Below are 15749 nucleotides of genomic sequence, written 5' to 3'. Positions count from 1 at the left end.
CGATATCGAAATTGTCTAGTATTTCTTTGGGAAGAACTAGACGGGCTAATTGTTCAAGCATGTTCATAATGCAAAGATACAAAATACTATGAAATAAAAAACACCCCCAGTACTTTTCCGCTGACCCTAGTGATGCCCCCGTTGCAAAGCGTCTTGTGGCTTCTGTAGGTAAGGCTGCCAAGAAGGCACCCGCTGCAGCAAAGCCTGTTTATTACCTCTCGCCTGAAGGATCACTTTTCCAGGATTACGACCGTAACGGTCAGCTTTGGGGCGCTTCTTACCTCGTTGTGCCTGCTAACCAATGGGTGAAGTTCGAGAAGGCAGGTACAGCAAAGGGTCCTTACCTCTGGCATCAGAATATCTTCGACTTCTATGGCGATCTTACTTCTTATGACCGCACAGGTCAGACCGGCACCACATACCGTTCAGATGCTGACGACAACTTCTATCTGAAATCAAGATTCAACGCTCGTGACGCAGCTCCGACAATCGTCTGCGGCACAGACTCGTTCACACTTTGCGAGGACAACGCCTATTGGCTTACCGACAATCAGTACGCTTCTAAGGCATATTACACAAAGATGCTCGCTGGCGAGGATCAGGTGGCACGTCGTATCCAGCCCGTTGCCTTCACCGATTCGCACGTAAGTCTGATACAGCTCGGTGGTCTGGAGAGCAATTATGTATACGGCTCAGGTAAGCTCGTTAGCGACGGCATTACATACACAAGCACTGGCGTTTATCAGAACTTCCCGAAGCCGATGGCTCCTCTGTACGTGGAGGATATCTTCTTCAACGCACTCTCTACAGCTTACAGTCCGATACCTGCTGGCAAGGAACTCAAGCTCGTGGTTCGCAATATCATCGAGGGCGAGAACGGACAGCGCATCCCTGGCGATAAGGTCATCGCTGAGATGACATGTACACCTGATTCGGTTAAGGATCTTGGTGGCGTAAACGCAGGCGACCTCTACTTCAATACCTTCAACCTCGTGTTCACACAGAAGGTGGACGGCAAGGCTAAGGGCTTCGTTATCAACGAGCCTTTCTCTGTTGTGGTTTACGGATTCGACCAGGAGGGAGTTGACGTAGGTCTGACAGGTAGCGCAATTCCTTATTATGTACAGGGTATGGAGCCTGCTCAGGGCACATTCTCATTGGGCACAACCTCTGCTTACGTAAATCTCTATGGCGAAAATAATGTGGCTCTCCATGCTACGTTCAGCGCTATGTATGACTACTGCAACCCGTACATCGACGAGGACGGCAACTTCGGTATCGTAAAGGTGGACGACTCGGGCAATGGCTGTCAGGCTGTAGCTGACAAGCAGAATCAGTTTGGTGGTGGTGTGCTCTCTGTTAACTCTCCTTGGTATGACGAGGAAGGCAACGAGAACTATGAGATTTCCGGCGCTGCTGACTGGGTTAAGGGCATCAACGTCGACGCTCAGACATATTCTGACTACGGTATCGTAGTGCTGAAGTTCTCTTGCGACCCACTTCCTGAAGGCGTAAGCACACGTTCATGCAAGCTCTCTCTCAAGGGCGTTCGTGGTTCAGCTTCTACAGAGGACATCATCGTCTTCCAGGGTGAGGACGTTTATTCTGCCATCGGCTCAGTTAAGGCTGACGTTAAGTCTGACGGCAAGGCATACAATGTTGCAGGACAGCGCGTTTCGGACAACGCTAAGGGTCTTGTAATCAAGAACGGCAAGAAATTTTTCCTTAAGTAATACATCTTTCCTTAAGTTATAATTAAGGTAAAGAGTACAGAAATCCCCGGAAGGGAGAAGCTAAGCTCTTCGGTAAGAACGATACTTACTTTTCCCTTGCGGGGTATTTTTTATCAAACTAACTTAAACCTTTGACGCCTGTATGCGTCAAATAAATCAAATAAAAGAATAGAGAGTTGTTATATTAGTTAATAATCAATTTAGAAAACACTTAGATAAATCTATTAATTATGTTTAAACTTTTCCCTACACTTTCACGTGCGATGATGGCAGCAGCTATGCTCCTTCCGTCTACGATGAATGCGCAGACTCCGTCCACGGCATCAGCTTATGATGTTCCGTTCTCTGAATTGTGGATGAGCTGGAAGTCTGACCTCAAGAACAACGTATGGACCGTTGAGGACAAGAACAATGACAAGATCACATGGGGTGCTGACCTCGGTGTCGGCAACTTGATGTGCTACGACGGATCTGCCCAGAAGCAGGACGCCGACGACTGGATTGTTTCTCCTCCTATAAAACTCGTGGCAGGACAGGCTTATCGTGTTGAGACAAGCGCTTTCCGTTCACCGCAGGGTGGACAGGGCGAGCTTTCCATCGCTTATGGTCTTAGCGACGATCCTTCTGAATACACCACCATTGTGGACAAGACAGCCGTTACGTCAGCCCTCTCTTGGGGCGGAACGCTTAATGCCACACAGCTCTCGGGAGTCTTTACTGCTCCCACAACCGGTAATTATCGCTTCGGCATCCATGCGACAAGCAAGCAGCGCGGTGCCATCCTTCTGAACGGCGTGAAGGTAACTTCAGAGGCTGCCACATCAGTACGTCCCGCTACCATCAACGACCTTGTGGTTGAGGTAGGTGCGAAGGGTGCTATTTCTGCTAAGGTGAAGTTCACCGTTCCTGCAAAGGACTATAAGGGTGCGCCCCTGTCTTCAGTATCGAGAGTACAGATCTATCGCGACTATAATGACCTCGTAAAGGTTTACGAGAATCCTACTCCAGGTCAGCAGATAGAATGGAACGACGAGGCTGTAACTGGCGGCAAGCACGTATATAGCGTATACACCACTGCCAACGACATCCGCTCGGACGAGGCTCAGACATCAGTATATGTGGGCGTTGATACTCCGATGGCTCCGCAGAACGTACGCGTTTGGGACAACCTCGACGGTACTGCTAAGTTGATGTGGGATGAGACCACAGAGAACAGTGGTGCTAACGGCGGTTACGTGGATATCTCAGAGCGTTATTATCACGTATACCTTCTTGAATATGGTTATCTGAAGGAGCCGGGTGCTAACTATGAGGGACTCACAAAGCCTGAGTATACTCTTACAGATGTCAACTATGAAGGTTCACAGTACGTAAAGCAGTATGTTGTAAAGGCTCTGACCAACACACCGACCGATACACTTGCTGTCAGCGAGTACGGACGTTATGGTTTCGCTGTAGGTAAGCCTCACGCTATGCCTTGGGTGGAATCGTTCCCCGGCAAGACTCTTGGAGCCGGTCCGTGGATGATTGACGCTACTCAGACCGGTCGCTTCGGTTTGGGCGAGGAATCACAGGACAACGACAACGGTAGCCTTATCTTCTCTCCGCAGAAGGGACAGACACGTGCTTGCATCCAGGGTCCGAAGGTGGATATCTCTAATGCCGGTAACCCGCAGCTTGTGTTCTGGTATTATGCAGTTCCGGGAACAGACGGCAAGATCACAATGAAGATTCTCCGCAACGGTCAGACAATGGAGACAGCTGGCGTTGTTGACTATAATGAACTCGAAGGTGAGCAGGGCTGGCGCTCAGCAGCGTTCGACCTCTCTCAGTTCTCAACCACAGGTACAGAGAACGGTTACATCCGTCCGTTTATCTATGCTGAGGCAGAGAACACATCCATCCAGATTGACAACATCAAGATTTATGATGCTGTAGCAAGCAACATTGAGGCCGCTATCGTAGCTCCTGCTCACGTTCAGAAGGGCAAGAAGTGTGGCGTGACCATCAACGTAACAAACCTCGGTACTGCTAAGGCTTCAGGTTATACAGTAAGTCTCTATGTTGACGGCAAGAAGCTTGAGACACAGGAAGGTGAGGATCTTGAGCCTAACAAGATGGCATCATACGATTTCGCCTTTACTCCGAACCTCTACACCGAAGAAATCTCTGTACAGGGTCAGGCAGACTGGGACGCTGACGTTGTTCCTGAGAACAACCTCACAGAGGAGAAGATTGTTTACGTAACATCAGCAGTTCTCCCCGGCATCACCGACCTCGCACTTCAGCAGAATGGTTCAAACGCCGTTCTTACATGGACAGGCATGAACAATGTTGAGGGAACAACAGTATATGACAGCTTCGAGAACTATTCACCGTGGCTTATCTCTAACGTTGGCGACTGGACACTTTACGACGGCGATAAGGCTGGTACATACGGCTTCGGCGGTATCACATATCCTCACATGAAGGAAGCTGTTTCGTTCATCGTATTCAACCCCTGGCAGGTTTCAGGCATTTCAAGCAATGAAATGGACTTGTTCGCATCTGTATTCAATCCGCGTTCAGGCAAGCAGTTCATGCTCGCTAACGCCGCTACTATCGACACCGGCACACCTACAAACGACTGGCTCATCTCTCCGGCGCTCTCTGGAGAGGAACAGACTGTTTCGTTCTGGGTTAAGGCTCCTAACGATAATGTGACAAACAACGATCAGTATCAGAACGCAGGTCCTGAGACCTTCGATGTATACTACTCAGAGGATGACAACAATCCTTCTTCTTTCATCAAGATCAACAAGGAGTCGCTTGAGGCAACATGCAACTGGACAAAGCACGAGATCAACCTTCCTGAGGGAGCTCTCTACTTCGCTGTCGTTTACACAACAACAGGTGGTCTGACTGCTTACAACTTCGAGCCTAACTACTTCTGCGTGGACGACGTTACTTACAAGACAGGTGGTCTCAAGGTTATGGGTTACAACGTTTATCGTGACGGCGAGCTCGCTAAGAAGCTTGATGCTAACACCACTACATGGACTGACACGGAGGCTACTGGTACACACACTTACGTGGTTATCACCGTTTATGCTAACGGCGAGTCACTCGCTTCTAACACAGTGGGTGTAGGCGATAACTGGACTGGCATCAACGACATCGTTGTCGCTCCTAACAACGCTAACGCACCGGTATACAACACCGCCGGTCAGCGTGTAGGCAACAACCTCAAGGACGTTAAGGGTGGCATCTTCATCCAGAACGGACGCAAGGTCGTTGTGAAATAATGCAAAAAATCGTTAACTCGATAAATTATATTTAAGTGAATGCGGATGTAATTGGACAAAAAGTTGTACCTTTGCATCCGCATTTGCACAAATAATAATTTTAATTTCAAAAAGTTCTATGTATTTAGATCAGGCAAAAAAACAAGAGATCTTTGGACAGTACGGAAAGTCTAACACTGATACTGGTTCAGCTGAGAGCCAGATAGCATTGTTCTCATACCGTATTTCCCATTTGACGGAACATCTTAAGAAGAACCGTAAAGATTATACTACCGCACGTTCACTGACACAGTTGGTAGGAAAGCGCCGCGCATTGCTTAACTATCTGTACGACCGCGACATCAATCGCTACCGTGCTATCATCAAGGCCCTCGGCCTCCGTAAGTAATACGCACAAGGCACTAAAGCTTAAGACAACACAAGGTCCCGACATTTCCAAGTGGAAATTTCGGGACCTTTGCGTTTTGTATGGAAAAATATTCGTAACTTTGCAAAAGTTTTTTAAGGTATAAAATAAATGCAAGACATTAGAAACATTGCGATTATTGCCCATGTCGACCATGGCAAGACCACACTTGTGGACAAGATGATGTTGGCGGGCAAGCTGTTCCGCGACGGCCAGGATAACAGTGGCCAGGTGTTGGACTCCAACGACCTGGAGCGTGAACGAGGAATAACCATCCTTTCCAAGAACGTTTCTATCAACTGGAAAGGTACGAAAATCAATATTATTGACACCCCGGGTCACTCCGATTTCGGAGGAGAGGTGGAGCGAGTGCTCAATATGGCAGACGGATGCATCCTGCTCGTCGATGCCTTTGAGGGCCCGATGCCACAGACACGCTTCGTGCTTCAGAAGGCATTACAGATTGGTCTGAAGCCCATCGTCGTTGTAAACAAGGTGGACAAACCCAACTGTCGCCCTGAGGAGGTTTATGAGATGGTGTTCGATCTTATGTTCTCTCTCAACGCTACAGAGGATCAGCTCGACTTCCCCGTTGTTTACGGTTCGGCAAAGAACGGTTGGATGGCTGAGGACTTCAATGCTCCTACAGACAATATCGACTATTTGCTCGACAAGATTGTGGAGATTATCCCCGCACCTAAGGTGCTTGATGGCACACCGCAGATGCTTATTACGTCGCTTGACTATTCGAGCTACACCGGTCGCATCGCCGTAGGTCGTGTTCATCGTGGCACGCTCAAGGAGGGAATGAACATCACCATCGCTCATCGTGACGGATCATTGGAGAAGACACGCATCAAGGAAGTGCACGTATTCGAGGGTATGGGTCAGAAGAAGGTGGACGAGGTTCACTCTGGCGACATCTGTGCCATCGTAGGTCTGGAGCGCTTCGAGATTGGTGATACCATCTGCGACTTCGAGAATCCCGAGCCGCTGCCTCCTATTGCCATCGACGAGCCTACAATGAGCATGCTCTTCACCATCAACGATTCGCCCTTCTTCGGTAAGGAAGGCAAGTTCGTGACATCACGTCACATCAACGACCGTCTTCAGAAAGAGCTTGAGAAGAACCTCGCTCTCCGCGTCCGTCCTTTCGAGGACACCACAGATAAGTGGATTGTCAGCGGACGTGGCGTCCTCCATCTCTCTGTCCTCATCGAGACAATGCGCCGTGAGGGCTACGAGCTTCAGGTGGGACAGCCGCAGGTTATCTACAAGGAGATAGACGGACAGAAGTGTGAGCCTATCGAGGAACTCACCATCAACGTTCCCGAGGAGTTCGCCAGCAAGATGATTGATATGGTTACACGCCGTAAGGGAGAGATGACATCCATGCAGACTCTCGGCGAGCGCGTTGACATCGAGTTCGACATTCCCTCACGTGGTATCATCGGTCTGCGTACCAATGTGCTCACAGCCAGCCAGGGCGAGGCCATCATGGCACACCGTTTTAAGGAGTATCAGCCGTATAAGGGCGAGATAGTACGTCGTATGAACGGTTCGATGATAGCCATGGAGACCGGCACAGCATACGCTTATTCCATCGACAAGCTGCAGGATCGCGGCAAGTTCTTCATCGATCCGGGTGAGGAAGTCTACGGCGGTCAGGTAGTAGGCGAGCACGTTCACGACAACGACCTCGTCATCAACGTAACCAAGGCTAAGCAGCTCACCAACGTGCGTGCCAGCGGTTCGGACGAGAAGGCCCGCGTTATCCCGAAGACCGTGATGAGTCTTGAGGAATGTCTTGAGTATATCAAGGGCGACGAGCTGGTGGAGGTTACTCCTAAGAACATCCGTATGCGCAAGATTATTCTTGACCATCTTGAGCGTAAGCGCAACAACAAGGACTAATTTCTTGTAAATCGAATATATTTTCAGAGTGTTTCAAGGCTGTGAAGTCTCGGAACACTTTTTTTGTATATACGCCTTGCTAATAAATCTTGCGCCAGATACAATAATCTGGCATTTCTCCGTTATTATAATAACAAGACACAGCAATAATAGTATCATACAGTTATGACAATAAATCGTAATCACATTAAAAGAATCTTCCTCGCCTTGTCGTTGCTGGCATTTACCGTAGCGTCGTACGCCCAGCACCCTGCGGCTGGCACCTTCTCCGTCATCCCGCGCCTTGGCGTAAGCCTGTCATCGCTCTCCGGTATGATGATAAAGACAACGGACGCAGTGGAGCATTCGCCGCATTTCAAGCCCGGAGTAGTGGCTGGTGTCGACTTCGACTATCAGTTTATGCCCAATCTCTCGGTCATGGTGGGCGTGCGTTATTCGCAGCAGGGATGTAAGTATGACAACACGAAGACAGAGACCACCACGCTGGACGGCAATCATCAAGTCGTCAGCATCACTGGCTCTGGATATAGCGACTGGAAAACTCAGCTGCATCTCCTCACCGTACCAATTATCCTGAACGGATACATCGGTCCGGGTCTTGCCATCAAGACGGGTGTGGAGATAGGCTTCCCGCTGTCTGGACGCATGAAGTATACAGAGACCGGATACACCACCAACGACAAGGGTGTGACCGTCTACACTAAGCCCGAGTATTTCGATTGCGACCTGAAGCCTGCGCTTTCCAGTGTGTCCGTAGCCATTCCCGTGGGCGTGAGCTACGAGTTCTCCAACGTGATAATAGACGCCCGTTATAACTTAGGCCTCACCAATCTGCAGGGCAAGCTCGACTTTGGTGACAAAGTGAAGGGTAGGGTGGCTGAATTTACAGCTGCTTACAGATTCAAGTTGTAAACAAATCGTCGGACAAGATAAAACAAAACAAGATAATAAAAAACGAGAGTGTGACAATCTTCATTGACACACTCTCGTTTTTCGTATTATATAGCTCCAACATTATATAGCTTTACACAGCTCCGTTCCTTACACGAGGTGGCTGATCAGTTCCTCGCGGTCGCCTTCGAGCATATCGATGACCGGAACCTCCACCATTGTGTAGCAACCCGGCTGCAGACGCATCGTAGCGCGAGCCACGTTGACGAGCACCTGACCTGTAAGAGCTGGATTGTTGATGCTCATTATGAACTCCATGCGCTGGTTCTGAGTCTTGCCGCTCACACCCTTGCGAGTGAGATGAACGCCGTGTCCCATGTCGCGGACAGCGTCTACAGAGGGCACCTCGAATACGTGAGTCTCGTCGTTAGAGAAGTAGGGATCAGCCTTGATAGCGGCAGTAACGTCCTCCAGCTTTGCGCCTTCCTCCAGTTCTACGTAAACCATACGGCGATGCAGACCCTCGCCCTTCGGTATGGTCATGGAGAGAGCGTTCTTCACGCCCTCCTTCGAGCGTACGCAAACGCTGTGACCCATTGACATGCCAGGTCCGAAGTTGGTGTAGCTGAGTCCCTTCGGAGCCAGACTCTGCATCAGAGTGCGGACAATCGAGTCAGAGCCCGGATCCCAACCAGCTGAGATGATGCTCACGGCGTTGTGCTCCTTGCAGATGGGCATGAGCGTGCGGCGATAGCTGACGATGGACGAATGGATGTCGAAGCTGTCCACGGTGTTGATGCCCAAGGGCAGAATCTGCTTGGCATACTCCTCGCAAGAGCGCGAAGGAGTGGCAAGGATGGCAACGTCCACGTCCTTCAGTTCGCGGATGTCCTTCACCACCTCATACTGTGCCAGCTCAGTCGGCTTGTTCTCAGCTCCGTGGCGGCGTACGATGCCAGCCACCTCAAAGTCGCCGGCAGCCTCAAGCGCCTGCAATGTGTATTGTCCGATGTTGCCGTATCCCACTACGGCTGCTCTGATTTTCTTCATTTCTTTTATTTTTGCTTTTGATTATTGTTAATGTTGAGTTTCTTTTTTTCGGCCTACAAATTTACGCAAAAAAATTATTAGCCTTTCCTACTTGTTCATCTTTTTTACTTTTTTATTCCCTTTTTCTGACAATCCGTAATAAACACAGCATACTTGTGTTATGTATTGTCGTTGCATCGCGTGGATTTATAGATAAATGTAACGCGCATCCATCTATCTCTGTCAAACGTCAATCCTTCCCCCGCATCCAATCATTAAACATTCCTAATTATGACGCAACTTCCCCGATAACCCGTGGAAAATGCGTAACTTTGCACATTAGTTATGAACAGAACTTTCCATCAGCAATTCAATTATCACGGGCTTGTCGTGCTGCTCCTTCTCGCAGCTTTGGCTTTGTGGTGTTTTCTTTCCCGACAGGGCATGTTGCCGCTCGTCGGTCTTTGTTGCCTTCTGCTCGGCGCTGCTGTCGTCGACCGGTTGGTGAATACCACCTATGTCTTCACTTCCGACGGCATGCTCACCATATCGCACGGTCGTCTGGGCAGAAAACTTGTCATCCCCGTGGTGCAGATAGTGAAGGTAACCCGTCGTCCCGCAAGCCTGTTCACAGCCAGCCATCTCGTCATCGAGTATGGCATCAGCCGCATCACTTACGCCCAACCCTCTGACCAGAAAGGCTTCATCGATGAGGTGAAGCGACGTCAGGACGAAAACAGCCTATAAAAGAAGATATATAAAGAACGGATATGTATTTCAATAACCATACATTTATAAATAAGGATACTTTTATTACTAAACTGCTCAGAAGCGCCGTGCTCGTCATGGCGCTCCTTTCCACATTCTCTTACGTCCGTGCACAGGAGGTATATCTCGAAGACGACGACTCGCTCTCCGTGGATTCCATGTCCATGGACACCCTTTCCGTGCGTTCGCAGACCCTTCCGTGGCATCTTGCCGTGAAAGAAGAACTCGACCGCATGCTACAGGCAGATATGTTCAGCACGTCGCAAGTGGGAATGATGGTCTACGACCTTGACGCCGACTCCGTGCTCTATGCCCACGGCGAGCGCCAGCTCCTCCGTCCTGCCTCCACCATGAAGGTGCTGACAGCCATTGCTGCCATCGACAAGCTGGGCGGCAGCTATCAGTTCAAGACAGAGCTTTGCTACACCGGCGAGGTGAGCGAACGTACGCTCCATGGCAACATCTATTGCGTCGGAGGCTTCGATCCTCGCTTCAATAACGACGACATGCGAGCCTTCGTGGAGGGCGTGCGCAAGATGGGAGTGGACACCATCCGAGGCTATATCTATGCAGACAAGTCGATGAAAGACTCCGACTTGGCAGGTGAGGGATGGTGCTGGGACGACGACAATCCTGTGCTCTCGCCCCTGCTCATAGGCAGGAAAGACATGTTCGTGGAGCGCTTCATACGCGAGCTTTCAGAAGCCGGCATCGTGGTGGAAGCCAATATCTCCGAGCGCCAGCGACCCGACGACGCCTTCTGCATTGTCAGCCGATTCCATACCATCGACCAGGTATTGATGAAGATGCTCAAGGAGAGTGACAATCTCTATGCCGAGTCGATGTTCTATCAGCTTGCAGCCGCCACTGGCAACCGTCCTGCGAAGGCTTCGCACGCCGCTTCCGTCATCGAACGTCTTATCACAAAGGTGGGGCTCAATCCGCGCCGTTATCGCATTGCCGACGGTAGCGGACTTTCGCTTTACAACTATCTGTCTGCGGAAGTGGAGGTGGCGTTGCTGCGCTATGCCTTCCGCAATAACAACATCTACCTGCATCTCCATCCTGCGCTTCCCGAAGCCGGCGTTGACGGCACATTGCGCTCACGCATGAAGGGCACGTTCACGAGGGGCAATGTCTTCGCCAAGACAGGAACGGTGACGGGAGTTTCTTCGCTTGCAGGATATTGCACGGCAGCCAACGGACACCGTCTGGCATTCTCCATCATCAATCAGGGCGTAATGCACGCCTCCAACGCACGCCGCTTTCAGGATCGTGTCTGCACGCTCATCTGCCAACCCTAACCCTTCACCCATATACATCGCCCTCCTTTTATCCGTCCCATAATATGATACAGCAAGAACTGGTATTCCAGATACGCCAGAGCTTCGGCTTCCAGCCCACCGCCGACCAGGAGAAGGCTCTCCAGACGTTCGCCTCATTCCTCACCGACCGCGACGACCGTGCCGTGATGATAATGCGCGGTTCGGCAGGTACGGGCAAGACGTCGCTCTCCGGTGCCATCGTGCGCACCATGCTGCGTCTGCGCCAGCGTGTGGTTCTGCTTGCGCCGACGGGACGTGCCGCCAAGGTGTTCGCCGTCAATTCGGGCACGCCGGCTTCCACCGTCCATCGCCGCATTTACCGTCAGAAAGCATTGGAGGGCGCTTTCTCGCTTGCTCCCAATATGCTCAGCGATACGCTCTTCATGGTGGATGAGGCTTCGATGATAGCCAACGAAGGACTGCCGGGCGGCGTGTTCGGAACCGGTAGGCTGCTTGACGACCTCATCCAGTTTGTCTATTCCGGCCGCAACTGTCGTCTGATGCTCATCGGCGACAAGGCACAGTTGCCTCCGGTAGGAGAGGAGGAGTCGCCGGCGTTGTGCTCCGACTTCATTGCCGGCTACGGACTGACCGTCTATGAGACTGACCTGCGTGAGGTGCTCCGTCAGAGCGAGCAGTCAGGCATTCTCTATAACGCCACCGTCATCCGCCAGATGATAACGCATGACGAGGTGACGCAGCTGCCGAAGATTCGTTTCAGCGGGTTCGCCGACATCATCTGCGTGCCTGGCGACGAGCTGATAGAGACGCTTGCCACGAGCTATTCGGAGGTGGGCATGGACGAGACCATGGTGGTGGCACGGTCAAACAAGCGTGCCAACATCTACAATCAGGGCATCCGCAATCAGGTGCTGTGGCGTGAGGAGGAGCTTACGTCGGGCGACTGGCTGATGGTGGTGCGCAACAATTATTACTGGACGGAGCAGGACAAGGCGTCTGCCGACCAGAAGGACAGCCATGCGCCGAGCTTCATCGCCAATGGTGACCGTGCCGTCATTCAGCGCGTCAGAAACCGCCGCGACCTCTATGGCTTCCATTTTGTCGACCTTTGGCTTCAGTTCCCCGACTATGACAATTACGAGATCCAGGTGACGGCGCTCACCGATTCGCTCCAGACCGAAGCGCCGGCCTTGACGCAGGAGCAGAGTCAGCATCTCTTCGAGCAGGTGATGCTCGACTATGCCGACATCCCCAGAAAGCCCGACCGCTTCAAGAAGCTGAAAGCCGACCCATACTATAACGCCTTGCAGATAAAATATGCGTATGCTGTGACGTGCCACAAGGCACAGGGTGGTCAATGGGCGCACGTCTATGTGGACCAAGGCTATATGACCGACGAAATGCTTACCCCCGACTACATCCACTGGCTCTACACCGCTTTCACACGAGCCACCGAAAAGCTCTTCCTCGTCAATTGGCCGAAGACGCAGAGCGAAGTGGACGGCGAATGCCGTTCGAATTAGGAATTAGGAGTTAGGATTTATTTGAATTGGCTGAATACGTCCTATCAATTCAAAAATCCTAATTCCTAATTCGTACGTTAGGCATGCGCTCATAATCGGAAAAACAAACAAAAACAGTTGGTTATATTGGTTTCGTCCCCTTTACTTTGTTGTCATTAGGTGAAGTTTTATGATTCTCGTTGTTTATTCCAAATTCATAAGAGTTATCAGCCCAAATGAGTTCGTTTTTATAAAATCCAACCCGATAAATTACTCCATAATTTGTTCTAAAGCCATATGAATTGTTCTCTGTACGCCATAGTGTGTATGGAGAGGTAAGATTCAGACGGTCAATATTCAGTTCGTTCATGATTTGCTGTTTGCAGAATCTCTTATTAGTTTTAACTCCCGATCTGTCTGTTCCAGCCATTCTTTTTTGCGCTGTTTCATCTTTCTGAAAGCAGCTATAGCCTCTTCCTTGCTATTGTATTTAATAAAGTTTGTATCCATAGTTTATCTAATTTTCAGTATGTTATGCAAATATACACTTAGTTATGTAAACCGCAAAATTTTTTATTCTTTTTTTGATGTGGTTGTGTTTTGAATTGTTCAATTTTGAGTTGGCGCTTTTAGAAAAGAAGACATGGTTCTTTTGACATAAAACTTAAATAATGTATAATATGCTTTGCTTTACCGCAAACGCTGTAACTTTGCATGCAGAGCATCCCAGAATGCTCATTAATGTATAATCCAAAAAGATACTACGTATGAACAAAATGCTTAATATCTCGCTTATGGCATTGGCGTTTGCCTCTGCCTCACTTAACGTTTCTGCGCAGACTGACGCTGCGACACCTGCCCAGCAGAAGGCAGATGTTGACCTTGACGCCAAGTACGCCACCAATCTTCTGGAGGTTGGATCGCCGGCACCGGACCTTGCCATTCCGTCGCTTGGCGGCGGTTCGGTAACGCTTGCTGACTATAAAGGCAAGTATGTTGTCGTTGACTTCTGGGCATCGTGGTGCCCCGACTGCCGCAAGGATGCGCCTAATATCGTAGCCATTTATGAGAAGTTCCACAAGAAAGGCGTGGAGTTTCTTGGTGTGTCGTTCGACAGAAACCAGGAGTCGTGGAAGAAGGGAGTTGAGGCGCTGGGCTTGCCTTACACGCAGGTGAGCGACCTGAAGAATATGCGTGAGTCTGACGTGGCACAGGCTTACCGCATCTCATGGATTCCAACGGTCTACGTCATCGACCCGCAAGGTAACGTAGCCCTTGCCACAGTAATGTCAGAAAAAGTGGCAGCATATCTCACATCTGTGTTTCCAGACTGCGAGTAAAAATTAATTGAGAGTTGATATTTAAAAGTTGAGAGTTATGATATGCCGATAAACACGTGAATATTATTGTGTTATCAACATATCATAACTCTCAACCATTAAATATCAATTCTCAACTGATAAGTTATTTCTCCGGCACTTCTGCAATTGTCTTCTTCAAGAGTTCCCAGAAGGGAGCTACGGTCGGGATGAGGCAGCGCTCTATTGTGGTGTGCGGTGAGCGGAGCGTAGGACCGAACGAAACGACGTCGAGGTTAGGATACTTGCCGAGGATTACGGAGCACTCCAGACCTGCGTGGTCAACCTGCTCGATGGCGTCCTCGCCGAACAGTTCCTTATAGTGCTTCTCCAGCATGTGAAGGAGTTCGCTGTCGGTGTTGGGATCCCAGCCGCCGTAGCTGCCGCTGAACTCCACCTTCATGCCAGCCATAGAGAATGTCGACTCCAGTGTGGTGGCGATGTACTGCTTCATGCTCTCGTTGGCAGAACGGGCGAGAATCTTGATGGCAGCGTGACCGCCTTCGATGTTTACGATGGCGAGGTTAGACGATGTCTCCACTACTGACGGGAACACAGGAATCATACGGAGTACGCCGTTGTGACAGCCGTAGATGGCGTCCAGCAGGTTGTCCTGGATTTCCTCAGGAGTCTGCATGGCAGGAGTCTCAACGTCCTCTGCGAAGAACTGGATGTTCTCCTCGATGGTGCGATACTCATGATTGAAGAGCGTCTTCCACTCCTCGATGTCCTCCTTGAGAGCCGCTACGTTCTCCTTCGGAAGAGTGAGAACAACCTCACACTCGAACGGAATGGCGTTGCGCATGTTGCCGCCGTGCCATGTAGCGAGGCGTGCTCCGTACTCTGCGATGGCCTCATGCACGAAGCGGGCCATCAGCTTGTTGGCGTTGCCGCGACCCTCATTGATTTCCAGACCAGAGTGACCGCCCTTCAGACCCTTGATGGTCACCTTGACGGCAGCGTCCTCCTTGTCTGTCTCCACTTCCTTATAGTCGAGCGTAGCTGTAACGTCCACGCCGCCAGCCGAGCCGATAACGAACTTGCCCCATGTCTCAGAGTCGAGGTTGAGAAGGTAGTCGCCGTAAAGTTCGCCCTCGGGCAGCTCGTTGGCACCGAACATTCCGGTTTCCTCGTCGCGTGTGATGAGACCCTCAATCATGCCGTGCTTCAGTTCCTTGTCCTCCATGACAGCCATGATGGCAGCCACGCCGAGTCCGTTGTCAGCGCCGAGCGTAGTGTCCTTGGCACGAACCCAGTCGCCGTCGATGTAGGTCTCGATGGGGTCAGTCTCGAAGTTATGGTTGCTTGCCTTTCCCTTCTGCGGCACCATGTCCATGTGTGCCTGCAATATGATGCCTTTGCGGTTCTCCATTCCTGGAGTAGCCTGCTTGCGCATAACGATGTTGCCGCCAGCGTCCTTGAATGCCTCAACGCCAGCCTTGGCTGCGAAGTCGAGGAGGAACTGCTGTACTTTCTCTAAGTGTCCACTTGGGCGCGGCACTTGTGTAAGTGCGTCAAAGTTGCGCCAGATACATTCGGGGTTTAGGTTTCTGATTTCACTCATAGTAGTATAAATAA

At 50.5% G+C, this 15749-nt stretch carries 12 protein-coding genes; 9 read left to right on the top strand and 3 right to left on the bottom strand.

Going from position 1 to position 15749, the window contains the following annotated elements; all coding sequences use genetic code 11:
- Positions 1 to 155 precede the first annotated feature (155 nt).
- From CHL74_RS10365 to CHL74_RS10345, 5 genes are all read left to right on the top strand, one after another.
- Complete coding sequence (locus tag CHL74_RS10365; protein WP_094881081.1) at positions 156 to 1733, top strand: hypothetical protein; 1578 nt, start codon at positions 156 to 158, stop codon at positions 1731 to 1733.
- A 230-nt stretch (positions 1734 to 1963) separates the two neighbouring features.
- Positions 1964 to 5017, top strand: coding sequence for a choice-of-anchor J domain-containing protein (locus CHL74_RS10360; protein WP_094881080.1), 3054 nt, complete (start codon positions 1964 to 1966; stop codon positions 5015 to 5017).
- Positions 5018 to 5135: 118 nt separating this feature from the next.
- Positions 5136 to 5405, top strand: a complete 270-nt coding sequence (gene rpsO, locus CHL74_RS10355) for a 30S ribosomal protein S15 (protein WP_022158379.1) — start codon at positions 5136 to 5138, stop codon at positions 5403 to 5405.
- A gap of 129 nt (positions 5406 to 5534) precedes the next feature.
- Positions 5535 to 7337, top strand: coding sequence for a translational GTPase TypA (gene typA, locus CHL74_RS10350; RefSeq protein ID WP_094881079.1), 1803 nt, complete (start codon positions 5535 to 5537; stop codon positions 7335 to 7337).
- A gap of 165 nt (positions 7338 to 7502) precedes the next feature.
- Positions 7503 to 8249, top strand: a complete 747-nt coding sequence (locus CHL74_RS10345; protein ID WP_094881078.1) for a porin family protein — start codon at positions 7503 to 7505, stop codon at positions 8247 to 8249.
- Between the two features lie 129 nt (positions 8250 to 8378).
- Here the strand turns inward: CHL74_RS10345 and CHL74_RS10340 are convergent, their stop codons facing one another.
- A complete protein-coding gene (locus tag CHL74_RS10340; protein ID WP_094881077.1) occupies positions 8379 to 9278 on the bottom strand; it encodes a diaminopimelate dehydrogenase in 900 nt (299 codons plus the stop codon).
- Positions 9279 to 9602: 324 nt separating this feature from the next.
- Between CHL74_RS10340 and CHL74_RS10335 the strand changes: the two genes are divergently transcribed.
- From CHL74_RS10335 to CHL74_RS10325, 3 genes are all read left to right on the top strand, one after another.
- Positions 9603 to 10004, top strand: a complete 402-nt coding sequence (locus CHL74_RS10335) for a PH domain-containing protein (RefSeq protein ID WP_141241301.1) — start codon at positions 9603 to 9605, stop codon at positions 10002 to 10004.
- Positions 10005 to 10102: 98 nt separating this feature from the next.
- The gene (dacB, locus tag CHL74_RS10330) at positions 10103 to 11329 is read left to right on the top strand and encodes a D-alanyl-D-alanine carboxypeptidase/D-alanyl-D-alanine endopeptidase (protein ID WP_094881082.1); all 1227 of its coding nucleotides are present in this window, start codon (positions 10103 to 10105) and stop codon (positions 11327 to 11329) included.
- A gap of 44 nt (positions 11330 to 11373) precedes the next feature.
- Positions 11374 to 12834: an ATP-dependent DNA helicase gene (locus CHL74_RS10325; protein WP_094881075.1), complete on the top strand. Its 1461-nt coding sequence runs from the start codon at positions 11374 to 11376 to the stop codon at positions 12832 to 12834.
- A gap of 121 nt (positions 12835 to 12955) precedes the next feature.
- On the opposite strand, the gene CHL74_RS15580 is transcribed toward CHL74_RS10325, so the two are convergent.
- Positions 12956 to 13243 (bottom strand): hypothetical protein, encoded by a 288-nt coding sequence (locus CHL74_RS15580; protein ID WP_176452231.1) that lies wholly within the window; start codon positions 13241 to 13243, stop codon positions 12956 to 12958.
- 337 nt (positions 13244 to 13580) lie between these two features.
- Here CHL74_RS15580 and CHL74_RS10320 point away from each other — a divergent pair, with 337 nt between their 5' ends.
- Positions 13581 to 14153: a peroxiredoxin family protein gene (locus CHL74_RS10320; protein WP_094881074.1), complete on the top strand. Its 573-nt coding sequence runs from the start codon at positions 13581 to 13583 to the stop codon at positions 14151 to 14153.
- A 124-nt stretch (positions 14154 to 14277) separates the two neighbouring features.
- Here CHL74_RS10320 and CHL74_RS10315 read toward each other — a convergent pair whose 3' ends face one another.
- The gene (locus tag CHL74_RS10315; protein WP_094881073.1) at positions 14278 to 15735 is read right to left on the bottom strand and encodes an aminoacyl-histidine dipeptidase; all 1458 of its coding nucleotides are present in this window, start codon (positions 15733 to 15735) and stop codon (positions 14278 to 14280) included.
- Positions 15736 to 15749 lie beyond the last annotated feature (14 nt).

It is taken from the genome of Prevotella sp. 885, assembly GCF_002265625.1.
In the GTDB taxonomy this organism is placed as follows: domain Bacteria; phylum Bacteroidota; class Bacteroidia; order Bacteroidales; family Bacteroidaceae; genus Prevotella.
The sequence above is the reverse complement of the archived record's forward strand: the minus strand, read 5'-3'. Positions and strand labels throughout refer to the sequence as shown.

Excerpts from the sequence above, each read along its gene's own strand:
- CHL74_RS10360 (WP_094881080.1), top strand. The coding sequence starts at position 1,964 with ATGTTTAAACTTTTCCCTACACTTTCACGTGCGATGATGGCAGCAGCT.
- rpsO (WP_022158379.1), top strand. The coding sequence starts at position 5,136 with ATGTATTTAGATCAGGCAAAAAAACAAGAGATCTTTGGACAGTACGGA.
- typA (WP_094881079.1), top strand. The coding sequence starts at position 5,535 with ATGCAAGACATTAGAAACATTGCGATTATTGCCCATGTCGACCATGGC.
- CHL74_RS10345 (WP_094881078.1), top strand. The coding sequence starts at position 7,503 with ATGACAATAAATCGTAATCACATTAAAAGAATCTTCCTCGCCTTGTCG.
- CHL74_RS10340 (WP_094881077.1), bottom strand. The coding sequence starts at position 9,278 with ATGAAGAAAATCAGAGCAGCCGTAGTGGGATACGGCAACATCGGACAA.
- CHL74_RS10335 (WP_141241301.1), top strand. The coding sequence starts at position 9,603 with ATGAACAGAACTTTCCATCAGCAATTCAATTATCACGGGCTTGTCGTG.
- dacB (WP_094881082.1), top strand. The coding sequence starts at position 10,103 with ATGGCGCTCCTTTCCACATTCTCTTACGTCCGTGCACAGGAGGTATAT.
- CHL74_RS10325 (WP_094881075.1), top strand. The coding sequence starts at position 11,374 with ATGATACAGCAAGAACTGGTATTCCAGATACGCCAGAGCTTCGGCTTC.
- CHL74_RS15580 (WP_176452231.1), bottom strand. The coding sequence starts at position 13,243 with ATGGCTGGAACAGACAGATCGGGAGTTAAAACTAATAAGAGATTCTGC.
- CHL74_RS10320 (WP_094881074.1), top strand. The coding sequence starts at position 13,581 with ATGAACAAAATGCTTAATATCTCGCTTATGGCATTGGCGTTTGCCTCT.
- CHL74_RS10315 (WP_094881073.1), bottom strand. The coding sequence starts at position 15,735 with ATGAGTGAAATCAGAAACCTAAACCCCGAATGTATCTGGCGCAACTTT.